Raw genomic sequence first — 22,159 nt, 5'->3', positions numbered from 1 at the left:
GGCCGTACCCGAACCGTAAGGAGATCCGATGCCCGCGACCCATGACCTCCCACCGACCGATGACGCGCTCTTCGCGAAGTACCGCCCGGTGTTCGCTCAGGTCGCCGACGGTGCCGCCGAGCGCGAGCAGCGGCGGGAACTGCCGTTCGAGCAGATCGAGCTGCTGAAGCGGGCAGGATTCACGGCGGTGCGCGTGCCGATCGCGCATGGCGGCGACGGCGCCAGCCTCGAGCAGCTGTTCGCTCTGCTGGTCGAGCTGGCGGCGGCCGACCCGCACATCGTGCAGGCGTTCCGCGGCCACATCGCGTTCGTCGAGGACAGGCTCAACGCACCGCAGAGTGCGGAGCGAGATGCCTGGCTCGTCCGCTTCTCGCGCGGTGAGATGGTCGGCAACGCCGTCACCGAGATCGGCAATGTGGCCCTCGGCGACACGCGGACCCGGCTGACCCCCGCGCCGGACGGATGGTCCATCACCGGAAGCAAGTACTACACGACCGGCAGCATCTTCGCCGAGTGGATCGATGCCACAGCGCTCACACCGGACGGTGTCGAAGTCGCGGCGCTCGTGCCGACCGTCGGCGACTCGGTCACCGTGACCGACGACTGGACCGGCTTCGGCCAGCGCCTCACCGGCAGCGGAACGGCGGTGTTCGACGCCGCGCCCGTGCGAGCGGAGCATGTGTACGCGTTCGGGGAGCGGTTCCACTACCAGACCGCGCTCTACCAGCTGACGCTCGTCGCGGTGCTGGCCGGCATCGCGAGGGCATCCCTCGATGACGCCGCCTCGTTGCTGCGCACCCGCGCCAGGGCGTTCAGCCACGGCAACACTCCACGCTCGTCGGACGACCCGCAACTGCTGGAGAACATCGGACGTCTCTCCGCCAACGCGTTCGCAGCGGATGCCGCCACCCGGCTCGGCGCGCAGGCCCTGCAGCGCGCGTACGAGGCGGGCAGCGATGAGGAACGGGCATCCACGAAGCGCGCGGCGGAACTCGCATCGGCGAATGCGCAGGTCGTGGTGTCGAAGCTGGCGCTGCAGAACGCGACGGATCTGTTCGAGGGGCTCGGGGCATCCGCTGCCGGCACGGGTCTCGGGCTCGATCGGCACTGGCGCAACGCGCGAACCGTCGCGCAACACAACCCGACGGCGTTCAAGGCCCGCATCGTGGGCGACGCCCTGGTGAACGGCGCCGAGCCGCCCTACGAGTGGGCCGTGGGCGTCGCCGCCGCTAAGCCCGCCGCTACCACCACCACCGCAGCCCCCGCGGGTTGAGAGCGCGCTGGAGGCGCGCGTCTCGAAGCCCACCCCTCACAACGACCACGAAGGAGCATCCGTGCCCGATCCGAACCACATTCGCCTCAACGCCTTCACCATGAACACCGTCGGGCACCTCTCGCCAGGGCTGTGGCGGCATCCCCGGGACGAGTCCCGCCGCTACCTCGACCTCGACTACTGGGTGGAGCTGGCGAAGACGCTCGAGGCCGGGCTCTTCGATGTGGTGTTCCTCGCGGACGTGCTCGGCGTCTACGACGTGTACGGCGGCAGCCCTGACGGCGCGCTGTCCACCGGCGCGCAGCTCCCGGTCGGCGATCCGCTGCAGTTGGTGCCCGCGATGGCGTCGGTCACCCGCAACCTCGGCTTCGGGGTGACGGCGAGCGTGTCGTTCGAGCATCCGTTCCCGTTCGCGCGCCGCATGTCGACGCTCGACCACCTCACCAAGGGCCGCATCGGCTGGAATGTGGTCACGTCGTACCTCAACAGCGGCGCCCTCAACCTCGGCGTCGACGGCCAGGAAGCTCACGATCGCCGGTACGACATCGCGGACGAGTACCTCGAGGTCTGTTACAAGCTGTGGGAGCGCAGCTGGGAAGACGACGCAGTGATCGCGGATGTCGCCAGTGGCGTCTACGCCGACCCGACCAAGGTGCACCCCATCGGACACCATGGCGAGTTCTTCCGCGTTCCCGGTCTGCACCTTCTGGAGCCGAGTCCGCAGCGCACGCCGTTCATCTTCCAGGCCGGTGCGTCGCCGCGGGGTATGAGGTTCGCCGCGAAGCATGCGGAGAGCGTCTTCGTCGCGGCGCCCAGCAAGGCGGTGCTCGCGAAGCAGGTGGCCGCGCTCCGCGAGGCGATCTCAGCGGCCGGCAGGCAGGCATCCGCCGTTCCGATCATCAATCAGCAGACGGTGATCGTCGCCGAGACGGATGCTGCGGCGCAGGCCAGGTTCGAGGAGTACCTCGACGTGGCATCCCCACTCGGTGCGCTCGTGCTGATGGCCGGCTGGACCGGTATCGACTACTCCCGCCTCGACGCTGACGCGCCGCTCACCGAGCAGGAGTCAGACGCGATCCAGAGCACGGTGAAGGCGTTCTCGTCTGCGGATCCGAACAGGGTGTGGACGGTGCGCGAGATCGCCGACTACGTGAAGATCGGCGGCGACGGCCCCGTCTTCGTCGGGTCGCCGACAACGGTCGCCGACCAGCTCGAGGAGTGGGTGGAGGAGACCGGCATCGACGGGTTCAACCTCGCCGCTGCCGCCGTGCCGGAGACGTACCAGGCGGTCGCCGAGCTGCTCGTGCCGGAGTTGCAGCGCCGCGGTCGCTACAAGACGGCGTACGAGCAGGGCACTCTCCGCGAGAAGCTCACCGGCCACGGTCCTGCGGTGGATCCGGCCCACGCCGCCGCCCAGGTCGCCCTCGGCTGATCCCGGCCGGCCCCGCCCTGCCTCGGCTGACCCGGCCGGCCCCGCCCGGCCCTCGACCCGGGCCCGTCCGACCTCCGCCCCACCGGCACCGCCGCCTGGGCCAACCGCCTTGCCGCCTGGGCCGCCCGCCCTGCGCATAACTCCTGCTATCCCCAGTCCGGGAATCCGTCGACCCCCGGAATTCCGCGGATGGGCTCGCACGGCCGCGGCGATCTGCAGGAGTTATGCGCAGGGGGTGCGGCGCGAACCGAAACACAACGTCATGTGAATCGCGGCGCGACGAGGCGCGGCGATAGTCTCGCGCCACGCTTCAGTGCACGAACGCACAACTGCGTCAGCGTCACGCGACATCCCCACGCGCACCTCTCACTCCACTCTTCCCCGACGGACGGAACGACCATGGCCCTCGACGAGACCCTCACCGACGCGGTCGACGACGCGACCGGACGCAAACCGGCCCCACGCCTCAGGGGCAGCCTCGGCGTCGCCAGCATCGTGTTCATGGTCGTCGCGGCGGCATCACCGCTCGGCGTCATCGGCGGCCCCGTACCGCTCGGCATCGCGAACGGCAACGGCACAGGCTTCCCGGCCATGTTCATCATCGCCACAGTCGTCCTGCTGCTCTTCGCGGTCGGCTTCACCACGATGACGCCGTTCGTGAAGTCTGCTGGCGCCTTCTACTCGTACGTCGACAAGGGCCTCGGATTCAGCGCCGGCCTCGGCACCGGCTTCGTCGCGCTGCTGTCGTACCTCACCCTCGAAGCGGGCGTCTACGGCCTGATCGGGCCGGGCATCAACACCCTCCTGCACTCCTACGGCGTGCCGAACGTGCCGTGGTGGGCGTACGCGATCGTGGTGTTCGCGATCGTCACGTTCCTCGGCTACCGCAACATCAACCTCTCCGGCCGGGTGCTCGCGGTGCTGCTCATCGCCGAGGTCGTCATCGTTGTGGCGCTCGATGCCGCTGTCGTGTTCAACGGCGGTCCTGAAGGCCCCTCGACCGGCATCATCACGCCGTCGGCGATCGTCTCGGGGGCGCCAGGGTTGGGCATCCTATTCGCCATCCTGAGCTTCATCGGGTTCGAGGCCACCGCCGTGTTCCGCGACGAGGCGCGCAACCCCGACCGCACCATCCCGCGCGCCACCTACCTCTCGCTCGTGCTCATCGGCGTGTTCTACGCGGTGTCGAGCTGGGCGCTGATCACCGCGGTGGGCGACAGCCACGCCGTCGAGGTGGCGACGAAGAGCGGTGGAACGATGCTGACGGATGTCACCCTGACCTACCTCGGAAAGGTCGGTCAAGACATCATCAACGTGCTCTTCGTGACGAGCCTCTTCGCGTGCATCCTGTCGTTCCACAACATCGTGTCGCGCTACATCTTCTCCCTGTCCAGTCGCGCAGCGCTCCCCTCGAGGTTGTCGGTCGCACACGACCGGCACGGCTCCCCGCACCGCGCCTCGATCGCCACCGCCGTCGTCGTCGGCGTGCTCCTGCTCGTCGGCGCGATCGCCGGGCTCGACCCGATCAACCAGTTCTACACGTGGCTGGCGGGCTTCTCGTCGGTTGGTGTCGTGGTGCTGCTGGCGATCACGAGCGTGTCTGTCGTCGTGTTCTTCCGCCGGGCTGGTGCCCACGGCCGCGGCCGCTGGAGGACGCTGGTCGCGCCGATCCTCGGATTCGTCGGTCTGCTGGGCTTCCTGATCCTGATCATCCTGAACCTGCCGTCGCTGGTCGGCGGAAGCGTTCCGCTCGCGATCGGCGTCATCGTGCTCCTCGCCGTGGCGTTCGCGCTCGGCCCCATCGTGGCGCGCAGCGTGCGGCGCAGGGCGGCGGCTCGTGAGGAGCTCGTCTCGTCCGAGTAGGCGGAGCGGGGCATCCTGCTTTCCCCCGAATCGCACGATGTCCGCGGTGCAAACCCGCAACTAGGGTTGCACCGCGCGTCGCTGCGTCGCGCGGGTTTAGAGGGAGTACGCCCATGCACACCGAGCTCACGTTCGGCACCTGGTCGCTGTTCGGTCAGGGAACCTTCGTCGATCTGATCGCTGCGACGACCAACGCGCTCAACGGTGCGCTGCTCGCGCGTCGCCCCGACCACTATCGCAACTACACCTTCGTCGGCATCGTCTTGATGGCGATCATCGGGGGTATCGCCGGCGGCGTCATCCGCGACGTCATCCTGGGGCAGGCGCCGTCGGCGTTCATCAATCCTGCGTACATCACCTTCTGTCTGATCGCAGGCATCATCGGCTACTTCCTCGCCTACGCGCGCGGCCAGCTGTTCCGCGAGGGCGCGTTCCAGTTCATGACGTCGTTCTCGCTCCCCTGGTACGCCATCATCGGCGCGCAGAAGGCGATCGAGGCCGGATACCCGATCCTCGGCGCGCTCGCCATGGCGGTCATCGCACCGACCGCCGGCCGCTACCTGATCGACGTGACGAGCGGCGTGACGCCCAAGCAGTTCGTCCGCGGGGAGTGGTTCGTCGCGACGGCGATCGGCACCGGCCTCGTCTGGATTCTGCTCGACGAGGCGGGCGTCGAGTACTGGATCAGCGTGACCATCGCCTTCCTGGTCGGCTTCGTGTTCCGGGTGCTCGCGCTCTACCTCGGCTGGGAGGAGCCGCTCGCCCGGGAGCCGAAGGGGCTCAAGGTCCACTCAGACCGGCGTCCGCTCCTCGGACGCAAGCTGGCCGGCAAGTCGCAGGAGGAGCTGCGGATGCTCGGGCTCAACGTCGACGACGGGAACTGACGCTCGTTCTCGTTCGGCTCGAGTTCGGATGCGCCGTGAGCGGCCCGGATGTCGGGGGTCGGCGCTACCCTGGCCGCATCATGGTCGCACGCATTCCCCTCGAAGGCGCAACGATCGAGGTCGTACCGGCGTTCGGTCACTGGGACGGCTTCTACGAGGTCGTCGGCGTCAAGAAGCCCGACGGCAAGGGATGCTGGTGCATGGCGTACCGCGACTCACGGTCCGGCGATCCGCGCGCGTACATGATGAACGAGTGCGAGCACGAACCGGGGCCGGGTGTGCTCGCCTACGTGAACGGGGAGCCGGCCGGCTGGTGCTCCGTGGCTCCCCGGTCATCCCAACGGACGCTCATGAACTCGCGCACGATCCCGTTCGTGGATGACCAGGATGCCTGGTCCATCGTCTGCTTCGTCGTCAAGCCGCCCTACCGCAAGCAGGGGCTCTTGCACCACCTGTTGGACGGTGCCGTACGGCACGCGGCAGAGCACGGCGCGACCGTGGTCGAGGGATATCCGCTCGACCTGTCAGGACCGTCGGGCGAGCGTCGGGCCGACACGATCTCCGGGTACGTCGGCAGCACCCTGTTGTTCGAGGAGGCGGGATTCGAGCGAGCCGCGCTGACCACGTCACACCTCGCGGGACGCGACCGCTGGGTCATGCGCAAGAAGATCGGGTGACCGGCTGAGCGGCGCGGCCGCCTACAGCCGAGCTTCGTCGATCGTCGGCTCGAAAAGCTCCACCGGATTCCCCGACGGGTCGTCGACGATGATCTGCCTGCCGCCGACCCCGTCGATGATCTCGCTTCGGGTGTGAACCCCTTCGACGCGCAGTCGGCCTACCAGGTCATCCAGGCCGTCGACCTGCAGCGCGAACCGGTTCCAACCGCCCGGATAGGGCACCGAGCCGTCGGGCATCCTCTGGCCGCCGCCGCCCACGGTGCTCGGTGAGCTGAGCACCAACCGCAGGTCATCCTTGTTCAGCATCGCGAACGTCGGCGCCGGATGCATCACCACCTGGAATCCGAGCCGCTCGACGTAAAACGCGATCGCCTCGTCGACGTCGTCCACGATGTATCGCACACTCACGGTCGCCATGCCACGCCTCCGTCGTCTCGGCTCCACGCTACGCGGGTCGAACGCCCGCTCCAATGGCCGCGCCCGGCCGAGCATCCCAGGGCCGTGGGTCCCCACCGGCCCCACCCCACCCACCCCACAAGCCCTCGCCACTTCGTGTGGAATCACTCCAGCCGAACCCACATCAAGTGGCGACGACTTCGAGGTGGGTGCCCCGAACCCACATCAAGTGGCGACGACTTCGAGGTGGGTATCGCCCACGCGGATCAGCTCCGCGGTCCGCCTCGCACGGCGATGCAGCTCATCTCCACGACCGACTCCTCGTACCAGAGCTCCGTCACCCCCACCGCGGTCCACGCGGGAAACGGCTCGGCCAGAAACTCGCGTGTGACACGGTCGAGCGCGGCCGCCTGACGTCGCAGGCCGACGTGGAAAGAGGAGATCTCGACAACTTCCGACCAATCCGTGCCGGCCTCGGCAAGGGTCTGAGCGATGTTGATGAACGTGCGCCTGATCTGCTGCTCCGGATCGGACGAGAACGTCGAGTCCTCCTCTTCTCCGGTGTGGCCGGTGACGTAGACGGTGGCACCGTCGCTCACGGCCGCCGGAATACCCGTCTCCTCGAAGAACTCGGCCCAGGCCGGGGAGACGATCGCCGTCCGCTTGGTCGGCCTGACCTGACGCTCATCCATGCGGCCCCACCCTCCCCAAGTCGTCGCCACTTCCCGTGGAATCCCTCCGGTCGAACCCACAACAAGTGGCGACGACTTGGAGCCGGGCGGAGGTGGGCGGTGGCCACACCCACGCGGTGATGACGCGGGGCGTGGTCCCGTCCCGCGCGCTACAGGCGGTTCGACGCCTCGGTGAGCACGTCGTGCAGAATCTCGCGGATCTGCGCGAACTCGGTCGGACCGATCGTGAGCGGCGGCGACAGCTGGATGACGGGGTCCCCCCGGTCATCCGCACGGCAGTACAGCCCTGCGTCGAAGAGCGCCTTCGACAGGAATCCGCGCAGCAGTCGCTCCGACTCCTCGTCGTTGAACGTCTCCCGCGTCGCCTTGTCCTTCACGAGCTCGATGCCGAAGAAGTACCCGGCGCCACGCACGTCGCCGACGATCGGCAGGTCGAGCAGGGTCTCGAGCTCAGCACGGAACAGCGGTGAGTTCTCGCGCACGTGCTCGTTGAGGCGCTCCTCCTCGAAGATGTCGAGGTTCTCCAGCGCAACGGCAGCGGAGACCGGATGACCACCGAACGTGTACCCGTGCGGGAACGACGCCTGTCCGTGCTTGAACGGCTCGTACACCTTCTCGCTGACGATGCAGGCGCCGATCGGAGAGTATCCGCTCGTCATGGCCTTCGCGCAGGTGATCATGTCGGGCTGGTAGCCGAGCTCATCGCACGCGAACATGCTGCCGATGCGACCGAACGCGCAGATCACCTCGTCGCTGACCAGCAGCACGTCATACTCGTCGCAGATCTCGCGAACGCGCTGGAAGTATCCGGGAGGCGGCGGGAAGCAGCCACCGGCGTTCTGCACGGGCTCCAGGAAGATCGCGGCGACCGTGTCCGGGCCCTCGAACTCGATCATCTCGGCGACGCGGTTGGCGGCCCACTGGCCGAACGCCTCGAGGTCATCCGCTGGGGCTCCGTGCTCGGCCGCGCGATAGAAGTTGGTGTTCGGCACACGGAAGCCACCGGGCGTCAGCGGCTCGAACATCTGCTTCATCTCCGGGATGCCCGTGAGTGCAAGAGCGCCCTGCGTGGTGCCGTGATAGGCGATGGAGCGTGACAGCACTTTGTGCTTCGTGGACTTGCCGCGCAGCTTCCAGTAGTACTTCGCGAGCTTGAACGCGGTCTCGACCGCCTCGCCGCCGCCGGTGGTGAAGAACACGCGGTTCAGGTCGCCGGGAGCGTAGCCGGCGAGCCGGTCGGCGAGCTCGATCGCCGAGGGATGCGCGTACGACCAGATCGGAAAGAACGCCAGCTGCTCTGCCTGCTTGGCCGCGACCTCCGCCAGACGCCTGCGGCCGTGACCGGCGTTGACCGTGAAGAGCCCGGCAAGCCCGTCGATGTATTCCTTGCCCTGGATGTCCCACACCCGGTGACCCTCGCCGCGCACGATGATGGGGACGCCTGCGCCGTCTTCCATCACGGACTGCCTTGCGAAGTGCATCCACAGGTGATCGCGGGCCTTCGCCTGCAGATCGGCTTCGTCGTAGCCGAATCCCGTCGCCACGGTCTCAGTGCTCGTCATCGTGCCCTGCCTCCCCGTCGCCTTGCGCGACGAACGTCATCCCATCATTCTGCTGACGACGGATGCCCGACCACACCCTGCACGGACGAATCGCCCGATTCCCCCGCGATTCCCGTGCGACCGTCCCCTGGGCCTCACCCCTCGCGGGTCTCAGCTCTGCAGATGGAGCAGGTCAGGGTCGATACTCATCGCGGGGCTGCTGGTACAGCTTCGCCGCGCTCTCATCGGCATTGCGACGGCCATCCATGCCCGAAAGGATGATCCGCAGAGCGTCCAGCACTCGCAGAACAACCGCCCCGAGCCCGTGCAGAAACCTTCTGAACATGAGCACACGGTACCGCGCCGGTCTACCCACGGGACAGCGCCGAGTCACTCCTCGTTCACCGTTGGTCTCACATTTCGCCACCTGAACGTCCTGACAGAGTCACCTGCCGCGAGAAGGCTCCTTCGTGCATTCATTCCGCGAAGGAGCCCCCAATGCGACGCAGATCAGTCATCCTCACCTCAGCCATAGCGTTCGGAGTGGCGCTGTCGTGCGTCACCGCCGGTGCCGCATCGGCCGCGCCGGCGCACCCGTTCGCCGCCGGCAACAGCCAGGGCAACAACAACGGCCAGGGCGGTGACCACGGGAACCAGGGCGGCAACGGCCACGCCAATGGTCCCGCCACCGCGAACGCCGACTCCTACCTCATCTCCCAGGGACAGTCGATCAAGCCGAAGTACAGCATCCTCGACAACGACTCCGGTGCATCCGCCACGATCGTCTCGCACACGAACACGGCGCACGGCACGCTTGCTCTGAACAGCGACGGCACGTTCTCGTACACGCCGCAGGCCGGCTTCGTCGGTTCCGACTCGTTCACCTACACGGTCAACGACGCCGTCTCGCTGTTCAAGACGAACCTTCCTCCGCTGGCCACGATCGGCGGCGTGAAGATCACCGGAGGCGCATACGGCTCCTCGGTCGCCCCCGTTCCGCACTCGTCCGACGAGGTCTACGGCCTCACCGATCGCGGTCCGAACGTCGACGTGCCGGACGGCTCGAAGATGGAACCGATGCCGACGTTCAACCCGGCGATCGGCAAGTTCAAGCTCGTCGACGGCAAGGCCGTTCTCGAGAAGACGATCCCGCTGAGGGCCGCCGACGGCTCTGGCTACAACGGCCTCGTCAATGGCCAGGCCGACACGGGCGAGACCATCGAGGACATCAACGGCAACGTGCTGCCGAAGAGCCCGAACGGCTACGACTCCGAGGGCCTCGTCGCACTTCCGGACGGCACGTTCTGGGTCTCCGACGAGTACGGCCCCTTCATCACGCACTTCGACAAGAACGGCAGGCAGATCGGCCGCCTCTCGCCGTTCGATGGCAGCCTGCCCGCCGAGCTGGCGCAGCGTGTGCCGAACAAGGGCATGGAGGGTCTGACGATCACGCCCGACGGCAGCACGCTGGTCGGCATCATGCAGTCGGCGCTGCAGACGCCCGACCTCACCGCGAAGCCCGCTCAGGTGGCGCCGACTCGCATCGTGACCTACAACCTCAAGACCAAGGCCACGCACGAGTACCTCTACCTGCTCACCGACCCGAAGATTCACGCGGGCGCGGTCAGCGAGATCACGGCCATCTCGAACACGCAGTTCATCGTGGATGAGCGCGACGGCAACTTCGAGCCGAACGCGTTCAAGCAGCTCTACAAGATCGACCTGACCGGGGCGACCGATGTCGGTCCGAGCTCGAAGGTCACGAGCGCGACCTACAACGCGAAGAAGGGCGGGCTGCTCGTCGGCGCCGCGCAGAGCTCGATCGAGGCCTTCGTCGGCACGGATGACACCGCAACCGCCACCACGGCGCTCGCCTCGGTGGGCATCACTCCGGTGAAGAAGGCGACGGATGTCGACCTGGGCGCACTCGTGACCAAGCTCGACCCGACCGGCGGATTCTTCGGCCACGACAAGGTGGAAGGCGTCGCGACGACCGACGGCGGCAAGACGCTCGTGGTCAGCAACGACAACGACTTCGGAATCGACGGAGTCACCGGTTCGACGACTCCGTATCAGCTGCACGCCAAGATGCTGCCGAACGGCACTCAGGACGACGGCGAGTACCTGAAGATCGACACCACCAAGCTGAACGACGCGAACAGCACGGCGACCGTCACGATCCTCGTTGCGCCGAAGGGCGTGAAGGACCTGCGCTGAGGCACTGGATGGTGCTGCGAGACTTCGTTGGTCGAGTAGCGCGCCGCGCAGCGGCACGCGTATCGAGACCCGTGCCGGATCGGTGCGTGGTCTCGATACGCGTCGACCTACGGTCGGCGCTGCTCGACCAGCGGGTTCCGGGCATCCACCGCGCTTCAGGGTCCGAGCACATCACCGCCTGCGCAGTGCATCGCGCAGTGATGCGCCGGCCGAGATCGCACGCAGCCCGGCATTCCGTGTGGCCAATCCGGCCGCCGTGCGCGGCACCAAGAAGTTCGACATGGGGCGCACTCCTCGCTGCTTCGGCATGACCAGCTCCCTGTGGCGGGCCTCGTACTCCGCGAGCGCCGCGGCGACATCCGACGGATGCCCCGCAATCGCCTGCGCGAGCGTGCGCGCACCCACGATGGCCAGGCTCGACCCGTCGCCGAAGAGCGACACCGACGATGCCGCGTCGCCGAGCAGCACCACCCGGCCGACCGACCACGATTCGAGCGCGATCCTGGTGACGGTGTCGAAGTAGACCTCGTCGGCGGTCGTGAATCGCTCGACGAACTCGGGCACCCGCCATCCGAGTCCCGCATAGGCGTCAGCGACGATGGCGCGGTCCCATTCCCGACGGTCGGGGTCGAGGGCGAGCTCGCTGTGGAAGATGAACGCGCCACCCGGCCGGCCGCTCGAGGGATGGAGCGTGAACGATCGCCCTGGCACGTTGAGCATCGTCACCACGTGAGGGTCGAGCTGCTCCCCCGGCGACTCGACGGTCGCGACGAACATGCCGAGCCGGCTGGCGAACCGTCTTTCAGGGCCGAACGCGAGCGAGCGCACTCGCGAGTGCTGCCCGTCCGAGCCGACCACGAGATCGAAAGTCGCTGCGGCGCCCGACTCGAATTCGACGTCGACGCCTTCTGCGCGCTGGTGCAGCGCAGCGACGGACTCGTCCATGACGAGGCGCACCCTGGGCGCTGCCGCATCGGACAGGATGTGCACGAGTTCCGATCGCGGAACCTCGACGCTTGCGACTCCTCCCGCCGCCGCAGAGGCGGGGATGCTCGCGAAGGGCCTGCCCGCTCGGTTCACTGCGACGAGCGTGGTGACCCGCGTCGCGGCATCCCTCAGGCGCTCTTCGCCGCCCATCGCCGCCACGATGTCGAGCGCATCACCGCGAACGTCGACGGGGTTGCCGCTCGATCGTTGTCCGGCGGACTTCTCGACCACTGTGACCTCGATACCGATGGCGGCGAGCTGCCAGGCGAGTGTCGTTCCGGCTATTCCGGCGCCCGAGATGAGCACGGTGCGAACCACGATCATCCTCTCCTTCATATTTCTGCACTCGATGCATATTCGCATCAAGTGCAATTTAGCATCGACTGCTAGGATGTCAACCGTGAGTGCAACTGAGGGCGCACAGGCGGGCGGCATGTCGGCGGGGAGCATTTCGGCGGACGGCGCGCAGCCAGGCGGCATGCAGACGCTGCGGGAACGCAAGCGAGCGCAGACACGGGAACGCATCGTGCGTGCGGGCGTCGAGCTCTTCGCGTCGAAGGGCTACGACGAGACGACGGTGGCCGACATCGCTGCGGCGGCCGACATCGGAACGCGTACGTTCTTCGGATACTTCGAGGGCAAGGATGCCCTGCTGTTCGCTCCGGGCGACGACAGGATCGAGTTGGCCGTGCGCACGATCCGCGAGGCCGCCCCCGACGAGCAGCCCGCGCAGGTGCTGCTCCGCGCGCTCGACGCCTCGGCGACGACCCCGGACGACGACCTCGTGAGCGAGCGCGCCGCCCTGCGCCTGCGCCTGGTCGACTCGGTTGCCGCCGTGCGAGCGCGCGGCGCCCTTGCACAGCTCGAGGCGACCAAGCAGATCGGCGCTGCCCTGCTCGCCCGCTTCGAGAACCTGGATGCCCCGCAGGCCGCCGGCCTGGCCGGTGCGTTCGTCGGCGCGAGCTCGGCCGTCGCACAGGCCGTGCTGCTCGACCCGAAGGCGACTCCCGCCGAGCGGGCGGCGCGCATCCGTGCGGGCGTCGCCGCGGGCCTCGGCGTCACCGGCTGAGCCGCGTTGCGACGGGCAGACGCACCTGGATGACCGAAGTGGCACAGCAAAGACGAAGTATGTCAAGTTGGAACCCATGACCACGATCGCCGCCGTGCGGCTGCACCGCAGGTCCGTTCCCCTCGTGCGGCCGTTCGTGACGGCGGTGCGCACCGCGACCTCGATCGACGCGCTGCTCGTCGAGGTGGTCGATGCAGAGGGGCGCAGCGGCTGGGGCGAGGCGCCGACGAGCTGGCGGGTGACCGGCGAGAGCGTCGCGAGCGTGACGGCGGCGGTGGAGGGTCCGCTGCGAGATGCCGTCCTCGGGCTCCCGGTCGACGACCCTGCTGGCGCGAGCCTGGCGCTTGAACGCGCCGTCGTGCGCAACTCCGCCGCTCGGATGGCGGTCGACTGTGCGATCTACGATCTGGCCGCGCAGCAGTCGGAAGTCCCGCTGTACGAGCTGCTCGGGGCATCCAACGCGCGCGTTCGCACCGACATGACCCTGTCCGCAGTCGCGAACGACGCAGGAATCGAGGCTCTCGTTCGGACGGCCGTTCGACACAGGGATGCCGGCTTCCACACCCTCAAACTCAAGGTCGGCGCCGGCGGAGACGACATCGCCGCCATGCGCGCCGCGCGGGATGCCGTCGGCCCGGATGTCACGCTCCGCGCCGACGCGAACCAGGGCTGGGCCCCTGAGCAGGCCGTCGACGTCATCCGCGCGTGGGAAGACCTCGGTCTCGCCGTTCAGCTCATCGAACAGCCGGTGCATCGCGATGACCTGGAGGGTCTGGCGTTCGTGACCGCGAACGTCGAGACGCCGGTGCTCGCCGACGAGAGTGTGTGGACGAGCAGGGATGCCCGCGAGGTGATCGCCCGCAACGCCGCCGACCTGATCAACATCAAGCTCGCCAAGACGGGCGGAATCCGGGAGGCCCTCGCCGTGCGCGACCTCGCGGCGAGCGCCGGCATCGCCACCATCGTCGGCTGCATGATGGAGAGCCAGGTCGGCATCGCGGCCGTGGCGGCGGTTGCGGCGTCGATCGATGCGGTCGCTGCGGTCGACGGCAGCTCGGCCGGCATCGCACACGACCTCGACGCGGGGCTGTGGATGTCGGAGTCGCCGGTCCTCGGCGGCATTCACTACGACGGGGACGTCGTCTCCATGTCCGGCGAGCCCGGCCTGGGCATCCGCGGTCTCGCTGTGTCGCCTCAGGGCGAGTAGATCCCGCTGCGCATACCGTGGGGTGAGGAGCACGCGGTGCATGCCGCGCCGCTTCGCGGTGCTCCTCAACCCGCGAGAGACGCGCCGCTTCGCGGTGCTCCTCAACCCGCGAGGGCGGCCACCTGACCCGTCACCAGCGCCACTTGCGCTCTATTGCGCCACTCTTGCTGGCGCAATAGAGCGCAAATGGCGCAATAGTCGGGAGGGGTACCCCGGGCGCAATAGCCGGGAGGGGTACTCCGGGCGCAATAGCCGGGAGGGTACCGGCGGGCACCACCTCACCTCCAGGGGCGGAGCTTCTCCGGGTTGCGGATGGCCCAGATGTGGGTGATGCGGTCATCCTCGATCTCGAACGCGTAGACCGACACGGTGACGCCGTCGCGCTGCGCGATCAGGCCGGGCTGCCCGTTCACCGTGCGCTCCGAGATGGTCAGATCGAGGAAGACGCTCTTCAACTTCAGGAACGAACGCGCGATCTGGTCGATGCCCTCGATCGGGCGCAGCACCGTGTTGACGCGTCCGCCGCCGTCGCTCGTCGCGGTGACATCCGGATCGAGCAGCCCGACGAGGGCATCCACGTCGCCCGCCTCCCACGCCACCTTGAAGCTCCTGATGATGCTGGCCTGCGTGGCGGTGGGCGTCGACGGGCTCCGAGGGGCGCCGTTGCGCGACGCCCGGATGCGCGCCCGCGCCGATGATGCCAGCTGCCTGCACGCCCCGGGGGTGCGTCCGACGATGTCGCCGACCTCCGCGAACGAGTAGCAGAACACGTCGTGCAGGATGAACGCCACGCGTTCCGCGGGCGTCAGCGACTCGAGAACGACGAGGAACGCCATGTTGATCGACTCGTCGAGCGTGACGCGGTCGGCGGGGTCCACGGAAGCACCGCCGGAACGCCCGGTGAGCCACTCGGCGGACTCGGGCACCGGCTCGGGGATCCACTCGCCGACGTAGGTCTCGCGTCGCACCCGCGCAGACGACAGCACATTGAGGCAGAGGCGGCTCGTGACCGTCGTGAGCCACGCGCCCGGCGACCGGATGGCATCCTGCTCGTCCGGCGACATCGCATACCAGCGCTCGTACGCCTCCTGCACGACGTCTTCCGCGTCGGCCACCGAACCCAGCATCCGATACGCAAGACCGATCAGCTGCCGTCGCGTGCCGTCGACCGTGCTCGCGCCTCGATCGAGCCGGTCATCCGGCTCCTGCCTCATCGTCATGTTCTCGTCCCCTCGAACGATTCTGCCCTCACAGGTACGACAAGTCAGGTGGTGCGGATGTCAGGCAGGACGTTCCCGTGACCGGGTGCCTGACATTCCGTGACCTCGTGCTGTCGGACTAGTGAGACGCCGCGCAGCGGGTGCGGCGATCGGGAGAAGGAAGTCGGTCATGTCGCCGTCAGAAAGCAGCACACGTCATCAGGTCGTCGTGATCGGTGGGGGTTACGCGGGAGCGCTCGCCGCCAATCATCTGCGCATGCGCGACGACGTCGACATCACGCTCGTCAACCCCCGGCAACAGTTCGTCGAGCGGGTGCGCCTTCACCAGCTCGTCGCGGGCACAGCAGATGCCACGGTCGACTTCGACACGATCCTGGCGGATGACGTGCGGCTGGTCGTCGACACCGCGACACTCATCGACACCGCCGCGAGCACGGTGCATCTGGCCTCGGGAGATGCCATCGACTTCGACTACGTCATCTACGCCGTCGGCAGCACGTGCTCGGCGCCGCCGTCCGTACCAGGAGCGCGCGATTTCGCACTGCCGGTCGGCGAGTTCGAGGCGGCGCAGCGCATCCGCACCGCACTTGCCGAGCTGCCGCAGGATGCCCCCATCACCGTCGTCGGAGGCGGTCTCACCGGCATCGAGACCGCCGCCGAGCTCGCCGAACAAGGGCGCACCGTCACGCTGGTCGGCGGAGGCGCCTTGGTGCCGACGTTCAGCGCGAGCGCCCGCCGCTACATCGCATCGTGGCTGCCGCGCCACGGCGTCACCGTGCTGGAGTCCGCGCGCGTGGCCTCGGTCGGCACCGAGTCCGTGTGCCTCACCGACGGCACCGAGCAGGCGAGCGCCCTCACCATCTGGGCGGCCGGCTTCGGGGCCCCCGCGCTCGCCGCGACGAGCGGACTGCGCACCGATGAGCTGGGCCGACTGCTCACGGACGAGACGCTCACCAGCATCGACGACGACCGCATCGTCGCGACCGGCGACGCCGCTGCGCCGTCCGGACAACCGGTGCGGATGAGCTGCCAGGCGGCGGGTCCTCTCGGCGCGCAGGCGGCGAACACCGTACTGAGCCGCATCGCAGGCACAGCTCCGAAATCGATCGACCTCGCCCTCACTGGATCGTGCGTCAGCCTCGGCCGCCACGCGGCCGTGCGCCAATTCGCCCATAAGGACGACAGCTCGATGAGCCTCTACATCACCGGTCCGCTCGGCATCGGATACAAGGAGTTCACGAGCCGCTTCAGCGTGCGCAAGATCCGCATCGAGGCACGCAAGCCCGGACTCCTCCCCTGGCCGAAGGGCGGCCCGCGGCCCGCAAGCGCGCAACTCGCGCCTGCGAAACCGCTGGTCGAGTAGCGGATCGGACCCACGATGAGACTCAAACAGAGGAGACGAAGAAGATGATGACCACCCCAGAAACCATGGAGGCGGATGCACAGCGAGCAGCCGACGAGACAGACATCCGGCACCAGATCGACGCGCTGATCGAGAAGCTTCACGAGAAGGACCTCGACGCCCTCGGCCGTATCTACGCGGCGGACATCGTGTCCTTCGACGTCGAGCCGCCGCTGCAGCACGTCGGCCTCGAGGCCAAGCTTCGCAACTGGACGCGTGCGTTCGGCATGTTCGCGGACCTGCACTATGAGCTGCGCGACCTGGCGGTCGAGGTCGGAGACGTCGTGGCGTTCGCACACGGCTTCGGCCGCATCAGCGGAACCCTCGTCGACGGCACCGCTACCAGCGGCATGTGGGTGCGCGGCACGTTCTGCTTCCGCAAGATCGACGGAGTGTGGCTGATCGTGCACGACCAGGCATCCGTTCCGTTGGACTTCCAGACCGGAAAGGGGATGACGGGCCTCGAGCCCTGACGACATGGTGAGCGCATCCCAGGCATCCCCCACCCGCACCTGGCCGAGCGGCTGGTTCTTCCGGGCCGTCGTCACGTTGCACCTCGTTGCGGTCATCGGCCAGCCGGTCTTCGCCGGCGTGTATCTCTCCGGCGATTTCGACGCCCTCGGCTGGCACGAGATAGGCGCGAACATCGTCACCACGCTCGGATACGCGCAGCTGGTCGTCGCGATCGTGGTGTTCGTGCGGCTGAGGGTGCGCTGGCCGCTTCCGGCATCCGCCGCAATCGCCGTCGCCGAGACGCTGCAGTACTACATCGGCGAGCACGGTCCGCTGTGGCTGCACATTCCGCTCGGTGTCGGCGTCGTCGTCGCTCTCGTCGTGCAGTTCATCACGGCCTGGCGGGGTCCGATCGGCAAGGTGCAGGCATTCCCGGCGGCACCCGAATCACCGCAACAAGCGGAGCGGATGACCGACGATGCGTGACACTCCCGCCGGCCTCACCCGGCGACAGCTGATCGGAATCGGCGGGTCGCTCGGCGTGATGGCGGCGGCCGGATTCTCGACCGCCGCCGTGCTGGGCACCCGGTCGCCGAGTGCGGTCGCACAGCTGACCAGCCAGGTTCCGCTCCCCGCGCCCTACACGGTGCCGCTCCCGATCCCCGCCGTGCTCAGGCCCGCCTCCACGAGTGGCGGGGCCGACAGGTACGAGATCGTCCAGCACGAGGTGCGTGCCGAGGTGCTGCCACGAGTCAGCACGCGGCTGTGGACCTACGGCGGCACCTTCCCGGGGCCCACCATCGAGGCGCGACGCGGACGGCCCGTGACGATCGCCCACCACAACGAGCTCCCCGTCCCGACGGTGGTGCACCTGCATGGCGGCCACACGCCGGCGGCGTCGGACGGGTACCCGACCGACCTGGTGCTGCCGACAGGCTGGCCCGACACCGCGGCGAGCAGCCGAGACGACACCGATTCCGCGAGCGGCATGCACGACATGGCCGGCATGAGCAGCATGACCGGAATGAATGCCCCGAACGGCATGCACGACCCGCGGGCAGTGGTGACGCGACTCACCCGCGAGTACACCTACCCGTCCGACCAGCGACCGACGCAGCTCTGGTACCACGACCACCGCATGGACTTCACCGCCCCGGCGATCTGGCGAGGGCTGGCCGGAATGCACCTGATCCGCGACGACGACGAGGAGAACCTCGGTCTGCCATGCGGCGATCGCGAACTCCCTCTCATGATCGGCGACCGGGCGTTCGGTGCTGACGGTGAGCTGGCCTACCCCTCGAACGACCCGACGCTGAAGGGGCGGCCCGGCGTGGAGGACCACTATCTCGGCGGGGTCTTCGGCGACGTCATCCTGGTCAATGGGGCTCCATGGCCCGTGCACGAAGTGGATGCCGCACGATACCGACTGCGCATCCTGAACGCATCGAACGCCCGGCAGTACAGCCTGGAGGCGATCACCGACGGCGGGCGACGACTCGACCTTGTACAGGTCGGCGCGGACCAGGGACTGCTCGCGAAGCCTGTGACGCTCAGCGCGATCCCCATCGCCCCGGCCGAGCGCTACGACGTGGTGGTCGACTTCGCGGGTCTGCCCGTCGGCTCCCGCGTGCGGCTCGTCAACACCCTCGGCAGCGGACGGACGAGGGATGTCATGGCCTTCGTCGTCGCCCGCACGGCGCAGGACGACAGCCGTGTTCCGCACACGCTCGCCACCGATCTGCCGGCCTGGCGGCGAGCGGATGCCTCCGCCGTGCGTGACTTCGCGTTCCGGGCCGGACGCATGGGCGCAGGCCAGGGCTGGCTGATCGACGGCAAGCCGTTCGATCCGGACCGACCGGACGTCACCGCGGTTCTCGGCGACGTCGAGGTGTGGCGGCTGATCGCCGACGCGGATCATCCGGTGCATCTGCACCTGGTGGGGTTCCGCATTCTGACACGGAACGGCAAGGCGCCGCTGGCGCACGACTCGGGGCTCAAGGACACCGTGTCATTGCGGCCGGGCGAAGCCGTCGAACTCATCACCCGCTTCGAGGGCTGGCGCGGACGCTACCTGTTCCACTGCCACAACGCCGAGCACGAGGACATGGGCATGATGGCCAACCTCGAGCTGATGTGAGCGAGCGGGTTTCGAGACGCGCGCGGCTACGCCGCGAGCTCCTCAACCCACGGCGGGTGACTCACCCTTTCCGCTGGTTGAGGAGCACGCGAAGCGCGCGTCTCGAAACCCGCCTCGCCGTCTTACGACGCGGACCCGAGGCAGGTGTGCGCCGACGCGGCCGCGGCGGGAAGCGCCGTCTGGCCGGCAGGCAGCACACCGTGCACCGCGTAGTACGCCATGTCGACCGCCCGCTGCTGCGTCTGCGACGCGGTAGCGGCCGCCCCGTTCATGAACAGGTCGGCGCCCGGCAGCACGTTCAGGGCTCGGGTGACGTAGTCGAACGGCGTGCTGCCCGGGTCGACGGCGGAGGGGTTGGTCCACCCGCACGTGTTGGACTCGAGCGCGTTCAACGCGGCCTGCCCGACAGCGATCACGAAGTGGTCACCGGAGAGCGTCGCCGCCCACGCCACCTGATACGACGTGGTCACCTGGCTCGACGGCAGACCGGCGGCCGCAGCAGCAGCCTGGGCTGCGGCCAGATCGCCGGACCCTGCCGAATACAGCAGGATCCGGTCGGCGAACGCCGCAGGCGCCTTGGGCAGGTCCTGCGTCGTCCACGGTCCACTCGGCGGTGCAGTGTCACCCGTGGTGTCCATGGCGGGACCGGATGCCGTGTCGAAGTACACCTGCAGCGGCTGGTGCGCGATCGGCTCGGCCGCGATTCCCGTGACGCCCGTGGTCGTACCGGGAAGCGAAGCGGTCCGCCATCCGGACCCGTCGTTGTATGTCACCGCAGGATGCCCGTCGGCGCCCGCATACGCGACAACGGTTCCGAGCGGCTGAGCCGGGCCGTTCACGAGCGTCCCTGGCGGGTTCGGGAAGTTCCCGATCGCACCTGACACCGCGCTCGGCAGCTCATACGTCGACGCGGCGACGGCACCGGCGGCGGGGCTGCCCGGAAGAGCCGTCACGTTCCACGCGCCGCGCGACTTCTGGGTCAGCTGAACGAGGGCGGGCCTGCCCTTGCCGCTCGCACCGACCGCACCGTTCACGACGACGCTCGCGACACCATCGGGCGTCGTGAGTGCCGACAGCCTGGCATCCTTCGATGCGCCCACCTTCGAGGGCACCGTCGGCCATGAGCGACCGGCCTGCGATGTCGTGGTCAGCTTGCCGTTGTGTCCGACCGCGAAGAGCGTCGGCCCGCCGGCGGTCTCGGCGACCGCGAGAGGCGCCGCCTGCACGGAAGAGCCCGACAAGGTCGCAGTCGACCACGTGCCCGACCGCTCGCTCGTCTCGTTCAGGTGCCCGGCGGCATCCACGAAGAACACCTCGGGACCGGCTGCCCCGTACACGGCTACCACGTCGGCACCCTCTGCCGGCGTGCCAGGCAGCGTCGCGCTCACCCAGCCGTTCGAACCGAGATACGTCTCGGCGAGCGATCCGTCCTGCGCCCGGTAATAGGCGTGCGGTGTCGTTGCGGAGTTCACTTCCGGGTCGCTGTAGGCGAGCGAGGCGATGGCCCCGGTGGATGACGGGGTGCCTGCAGTCTGCAGCTGAAGCCAGCTCGCGCCATCCCACACATCGGCCGCGAGACCGCTGCTCGCCCTCACGAACCGGTAGTACGACAGCGGATAGCTCGAGTACCACGTGTCGGTCGACGGCACCGCGGCGACCGAGGCCGACGCCCCGACCACGTTCACGTTCTTCGTAATCGAGGTGATGGTGCCGAAGTTCGACGTCGCGGTCAGCGAGATGGTGTGCATGCCGGGCGTGGCGAACGTGTGCGTGACATCCGCACCGTTGCTGTTCGTGGCGCGGCCGTCGCCGAACATCCAGTAGTACCCGGTCATCGAGCCGCCCTTTTCGGAGCCGCGTGCGTGGTACACGGCATTCGTGCCGACCACCGCGGTGTCAGGTCCCGAGATGGATGCCTGGGGGTTCGCATGCTGCGCCGCCGTCGGCGGCGAGACCAGCGTCCACACCTCGCCCGAGCTCCAGGTGTTGTGCGCAAAGGTGGTCAGATCGAGGTTGACGTCGTGCTCCACCTTGACGTTGACGGAGCTGCTGAAGTCGCCGTTCACCATGTCGACGGTGCCGTCAGGATGCACGGCGACGACGATCCCGACGTGATCGGCATACCTTGCAGGGGTGATCGCACCGGCGTGGAAGAACACGACGGCGTCGCCCACCACAGGAGTGCCCGAGTCCGCGACCGGTGTCTGGCCGTCATCCATCGCCCACTGCACGAAGCTAGAGGCCGCTGCGTTGATCGTGTTCATATCCTGCGTGATGCCGGCCTGTTGCCAGACCCACTTCACGAAGTCGGCGCACCAGTTCTCGTTCGAGTTGCGCACGTTGAACGTTGAATCGTTGCCGCAGCCGTTGGAGTTGGCGGAGAACCCGGCGACCATCGTCGTGTACGGATTGCAGTTGAGGCCGCCGAAACCCGTCACGACCGGGTTGTCGCCGTTGCCGACCTGGCTGAGCGCGACGCTCGCGATCTTCGCACCCAGCGCGCTGTCGCTCGACGGCGTGTCGGCGAACGCCGGCTGGGCCAGAGCGAACGAAGCGATCAGGGCTGCGGGCACCAACGCCGCAAGCCAGCGCCAGCGCCGTGGGGGCGGCGCGTCACCCGACCCTGAACCGAGACTTCTGCGATGTGCGTGTGCCATCTGTCATCCCTCCCTTGGGAATCCGGCCCCCCGATGGGCCGGAAAGCTCGCG

At 68.2% G+C, this 22,159-nt stretch carries 19 protein-coding genes; 12 read left to right on the top strand and 7 right to left on the bottom strand.

The features are described 5' to 3' along the window. Positions 1–28: 28 nt before the first annotated feature. From ACYVDN_RS15445 to ACYVDN_RS15425, 5 genes are all read left to right on the top strand, one after another. Complete coding sequence (locus ACYVDN_RS15445) at positions 29–1,273, top strand: acyl-CoA dehydrogenase family protein (RefSeq protein WP_460573072.1); 1,245 nt, start codon at positions 29–31, stop codon at positions 1,271–1,273. A gap of 61 nt (positions 1,274–1,334) precedes the next feature. After that, entirely contained in the window at positions 1,335–2,705 is a 1,371-nt protein-coding gene (locus ACYVDN_RS15440) for an LLM class flavin-dependent oxidoreductase (protein ID WP_460573071.1), read from the top strand. Positions 2,706–3,104: 399 nt separating this feature from the next. Further along, the gene (locus ACYVDN_RS15435; RefSeq protein WP_460573070.1) at positions 3,105–4,568 is read left to right on the top strand and encodes an APC family permease; all 1,464 of its coding nucleotides are present in this window, start codon (positions 3,105–3,107) and stop codon (positions 4,566–4,568) included. A 113-nt stretch (positions 4,569–4,681) separates the two neighbouring features. Continuing rightward, entirely contained in the window at positions 4,682–5,452 is a 771-nt protein-coding gene (locus tag ACYVDN_RS15430; RefSeq protein WP_460573069.1) for a TRIC cation channel family protein, read from the top strand. Between the two features lie 80 nt (positions 5,453–5,532). Beyond that, entirely contained in the window at positions 5,533–6,129 is a 597-nt protein-coding gene (locus ACYVDN_RS15425; protein WP_460573068.1) for a GNAT family N-acetyltransferase, read from the top strand. A 21-nt stretch (positions 6,130–6,150) separates the two neighbouring features. On the opposite strand, the gene ACYVDN_RS15420 is transcribed toward ACYVDN_RS15425, so the two are convergent. The 4 genes from ACYVDN_RS15420 to ACYVDN_RS15405 form a co-directional block, all read right to left on the bottom strand. After that, positions 6,151–6,546 carry a VOC family protein gene (locus tag ACYVDN_RS15420; RefSeq protein WP_460573067.1) on the bottom strand — a complete coding sequence of 132 codons (396 nt, stop codon included), beginning with the start codon at positions 6,544–6,546 and terminating at the stop codon, positions 6,151–6,153. Positions 6,547–6,791: 245 nt separating this feature from the next. Continuing rightward, positions 6,792–7,217, bottom strand: coding sequence for a Rid family hydrolase (locus ACYVDN_RS15415; RefSeq protein ID WP_460573066.1), 426 nt, complete (start codon positions 7,215–7,217; stop codon positions 6,792–6,794). Positions 7,218–7,366: 149 nt separating this feature from the next. Then, positions 7,367–8,779: an aspartate aminotransferase family protein gene (locus ACYVDN_RS15410; protein WP_460573065.1), complete on the bottom strand. Its 1,413-nt coding sequence runs from the start codon at positions 8,777–8,779 to the stop codon at positions 7,367–7,369. A gap of 172 nt (positions 8,780–8,951) precedes the next feature. Then, positions 8,952–9,104 (bottom strand): hypothetical protein, encoded by a 153-nt coding sequence (locus ACYVDN_RS15405; RefSeq protein ID WP_460573064.1) that lies wholly within the window; start codon positions 9,102–9,104, stop codon positions 8,952–8,954. A gap of 152 nt (positions 9,105–9,256) precedes the next feature. Between ACYVDN_RS15405 and ACYVDN_RS15400 the strand changes: the two genes are divergently transcribed. Then, positions 9,257–10,975, top strand: coding sequence for an esterase-like activity of phytase family protein (locus ACYVDN_RS15400; protein ID WP_460573063.1), 1,719 nt, complete (start codon positions 9,257–9,259; stop codon positions 10,973–10,975). 171 nt (positions 10,976–11,146) lie between these two features. On the opposite strand, the gene ACYVDN_RS15395 is transcribed toward ACYVDN_RS15400, so the two are convergent. Beyond that, positions 11,147–12,286, bottom strand: coding sequence for a Rossmann-fold NAD(P)-binding domain-containing protein (locus tag ACYVDN_RS15395; protein ID WP_460573062.1), 1,140 nt, complete (start codon positions 12,284–12,286; stop codon positions 11,147–11,149). A gap of 76 nt (positions 12,287–12,362) precedes the next feature. Here ACYVDN_RS15395 and ACYVDN_RS15390 point away from each other — a divergent pair, with 76 nt between their 5' ends. Together ACYVDN_RS15390 and ACYVDN_RS15385 are read left to right on the top strand one after the other, a co-directional pair. After that, entirely contained in the window at positions 12,363–13,031 is a 669-nt protein-coding gene (locus ACYVDN_RS15390) for a TetR/AcrR family transcriptional regulator (RefSeq protein ID WP_460573061.1), read from the top strand. 76 nt (positions 13,032–13,107) lie between these two features. Beyond that, a complete protein-coding gene (locus ACYVDN_RS15385; protein WP_460573060.1) occupies positions 13,108–14,238 on the top strand; it encodes a dipeptide epimerase in 1,131 nt (376 codons plus the stop codon). A 278-nt stretch (positions 14,239–14,516) separates the two neighbouring features. On the opposite strand, the gene sigJ is transcribed toward ACYVDN_RS15385, so the two are convergent. Continuing rightward, a complete protein-coding gene (sigJ, locus tag ACYVDN_RS15380) occupies positions 14,517–15,458 on the bottom strand; it encodes a sigma-70 family RNA polymerase sigma factor family protein (RefSeq protein WP_460573059.1) in 942 nt (313 codons plus the stop codon). Positions 15,459–15,627: 169 nt separating this feature from the next. On the opposite strand from sigJ, the gene ACYVDN_RS15375 reads away from it, so the two are divergent. From ACYVDN_RS15375 to ACYVDN_RS15360, 4 genes are read left to right on the top strand one after another with little or no spacing between them, the layout of a single operon-like run. Then, the gene (locus ACYVDN_RS15375; RefSeq protein ID WP_460573058.1) at positions 15,628–16,821 is read left to right on the top strand and encodes an NAD(P)/FAD-dependent oxidoreductase; all 1,194 of its coding nucleotides are present in this window, start codon (positions 15,628–15,630) and stop codon (positions 16,819–16,821) included. 47 nt (positions 16,822–16,868) lie between these two features. Then, positions 16,869–17,333 (top strand): YybH family protein, encoded by a 465-nt coding sequence (locus ACYVDN_RS15370; protein WP_460573057.1) that lies wholly within the window; start codon positions 16,869–16,871, stop codon positions 17,331–17,333. 4 nt (positions 17,334–17,337) lie between these two features. Beyond that, positions 17,338–17,799: a hypothetical protein gene (locus ACYVDN_RS15365; RefSeq protein ID WP_460573056.1), complete on the top strand. Its 462-nt coding sequence runs from the start codon at positions 17,338–17,340 to the stop codon at positions 17,797–17,799. Further along, the gene (locus tag ACYVDN_RS15360; RefSeq protein ID WP_460573055.1) at positions 17,792–19,450 is read left to right on the top strand and encodes a multicopper oxidase family protein; all 1,659 of its coding nucleotides are present in this window, start codon (positions 17,792–17,794) and stop codon (positions 19,448–19,450) included. The genes ACYVDN_RS15365 and ACYVDN_RS15360 overlap by 8 nt, the downstream gene beginning before the upstream one ends. A 122-nt stretch (positions 19,451–19,572) precedes the next feature. Here the strand turns inward: ACYVDN_RS15360 and ACYVDN_RS15355 are convergent, their stop codons facing one another. Next, positions 19,573–22,107, bottom strand: coding sequence for a PKD domain-containing protein (locus ACYVDN_RS15355; RefSeq protein ID WP_460573054.1), 2,535 nt, complete (start codon positions 22,105–22,107; stop codon positions 19,573–19,575). Positions 22,108–22,159: the final 52 nt, after the last annotated feature.

This window comes from Humibacter soli (assembly GCF_054779035.1).
The sequence above is the reverse complement of the archived record's forward strand: the minus strand, read 5'-3'. Positions and strand labels throughout refer to the sequence as shown.

Coding starts and splice junctions, on each gene's coding strand:
- ACYVDN_RS15445 (WP_460573072.1), top strand. CDS start 29: ATGCCCGCGACCCATGACCTCCCACCGACCGATGACGCGCTCTTCGCG.
- ACYVDN_RS15435 (WP_460573070.1), top strand. CDS start 3,105: ATGGCCCTCGACGAGACCCTCACCGACGCGGTCGACGACGCGACCGGA.
- ACYVDN_RS15430 (WP_460573069.1), top strand. CDS start 4,682: ATGCACACCGAGCTCACGTTCGGCACCTGGTCGCTGTTCGGTCAGGGA.
- ACYVDN_RS15425 (WP_460573068.1), top strand. CDS start 5,533: ATGGTCGCACGCATTCCCCTCGAAGGCGCAACGATCGAGGTCGTACCG.
- ACYVDN_RS15420 (WP_460573067.1), bottom strand. CDS start 6,546: ATGGCGACCGTGAGTGTGCGATACATCGTGGACGACGTCGACGAGGCG.
- ACYVDN_RS15415 (WP_460573066.1), bottom strand. CDS start 7,217: ATGGATGAGCGTCAGGTCAGGCCGACCAAGCGGACGGCGATCGTCTCC.
- ACYVDN_RS15410 (WP_460573065.1), bottom strand. CDS start 8,779: ATGACGAGCACTGAGACCGTGGCGACGGGATTCGGCTACGACGAAGCC.
- ACYVDN_RS15405 (WP_460573064.1), bottom strand. CDS start 9,104: ATGTTCAGAAGGTTTCTGCACGGGCTCGGGGCGGTTGTTCTGCGAGTG.
- ACYVDN_RS15400 (WP_460573063.1), top strand. CDS start 9,257: ATGCGACGCAGATCAGTCATCCTCACCTCAGCCATAGCGTTCGGAGTG.
- ACYVDN_RS15395 (WP_460573062.1), bottom strand. CDS start 12,286: ATGATCGTGGTTCGCACCGTGCTCATCTCGGGCGCCGGAATAGCCGGA.
- ACYVDN_RS15385 (WP_460573060.1), top strand. CDS start 13,108: ATGACCACGATCGCCGCCGTGCGGCTGCACCGCAGGTCCGTTCCCCTC.
- sigJ (WP_460573059.1), bottom strand. CDS start 15,458: ATGACGATGAGGCAGGAGCCGGATGACCGGCTCGATCGAGGCGCGAGC.
- ACYVDN_RS15375 (WP_460573058.1), top strand. CDS start 15,628: ATGTCGCCGTCAGAAAGCAGCACACGTCATCAGGTCGTCGTGATCGGT.
- ACYVDN_RS15370 (WP_460573057.1), top strand. CDS start 16,869: ATGACCACCCCAGAAACCATGGAGGCGGATGCACAGCGAGCAGCCGAC.
- ACYVDN_RS15365 (WP_460573056.1), top strand. CDS start 17,338: ATGGTGAGCGCATCCCAGGCATCCCCCACCCGCACCTGGCCGAGCGGC.
- ACYVDN_RS15360 (WP_460573055.1), top strand. CDS start 17,792: ATGCGTGACACTCCCGCCGGCCTCACCCGGCGACAGCTGATCGGAATC.
- ACYVDN_RS15355 (WP_460573054.1), bottom strand. CDS start 22,107: ATGGCACACGCACATCGCAGAAGTCTCGGTTCAGGGTCGGGTGACGCG.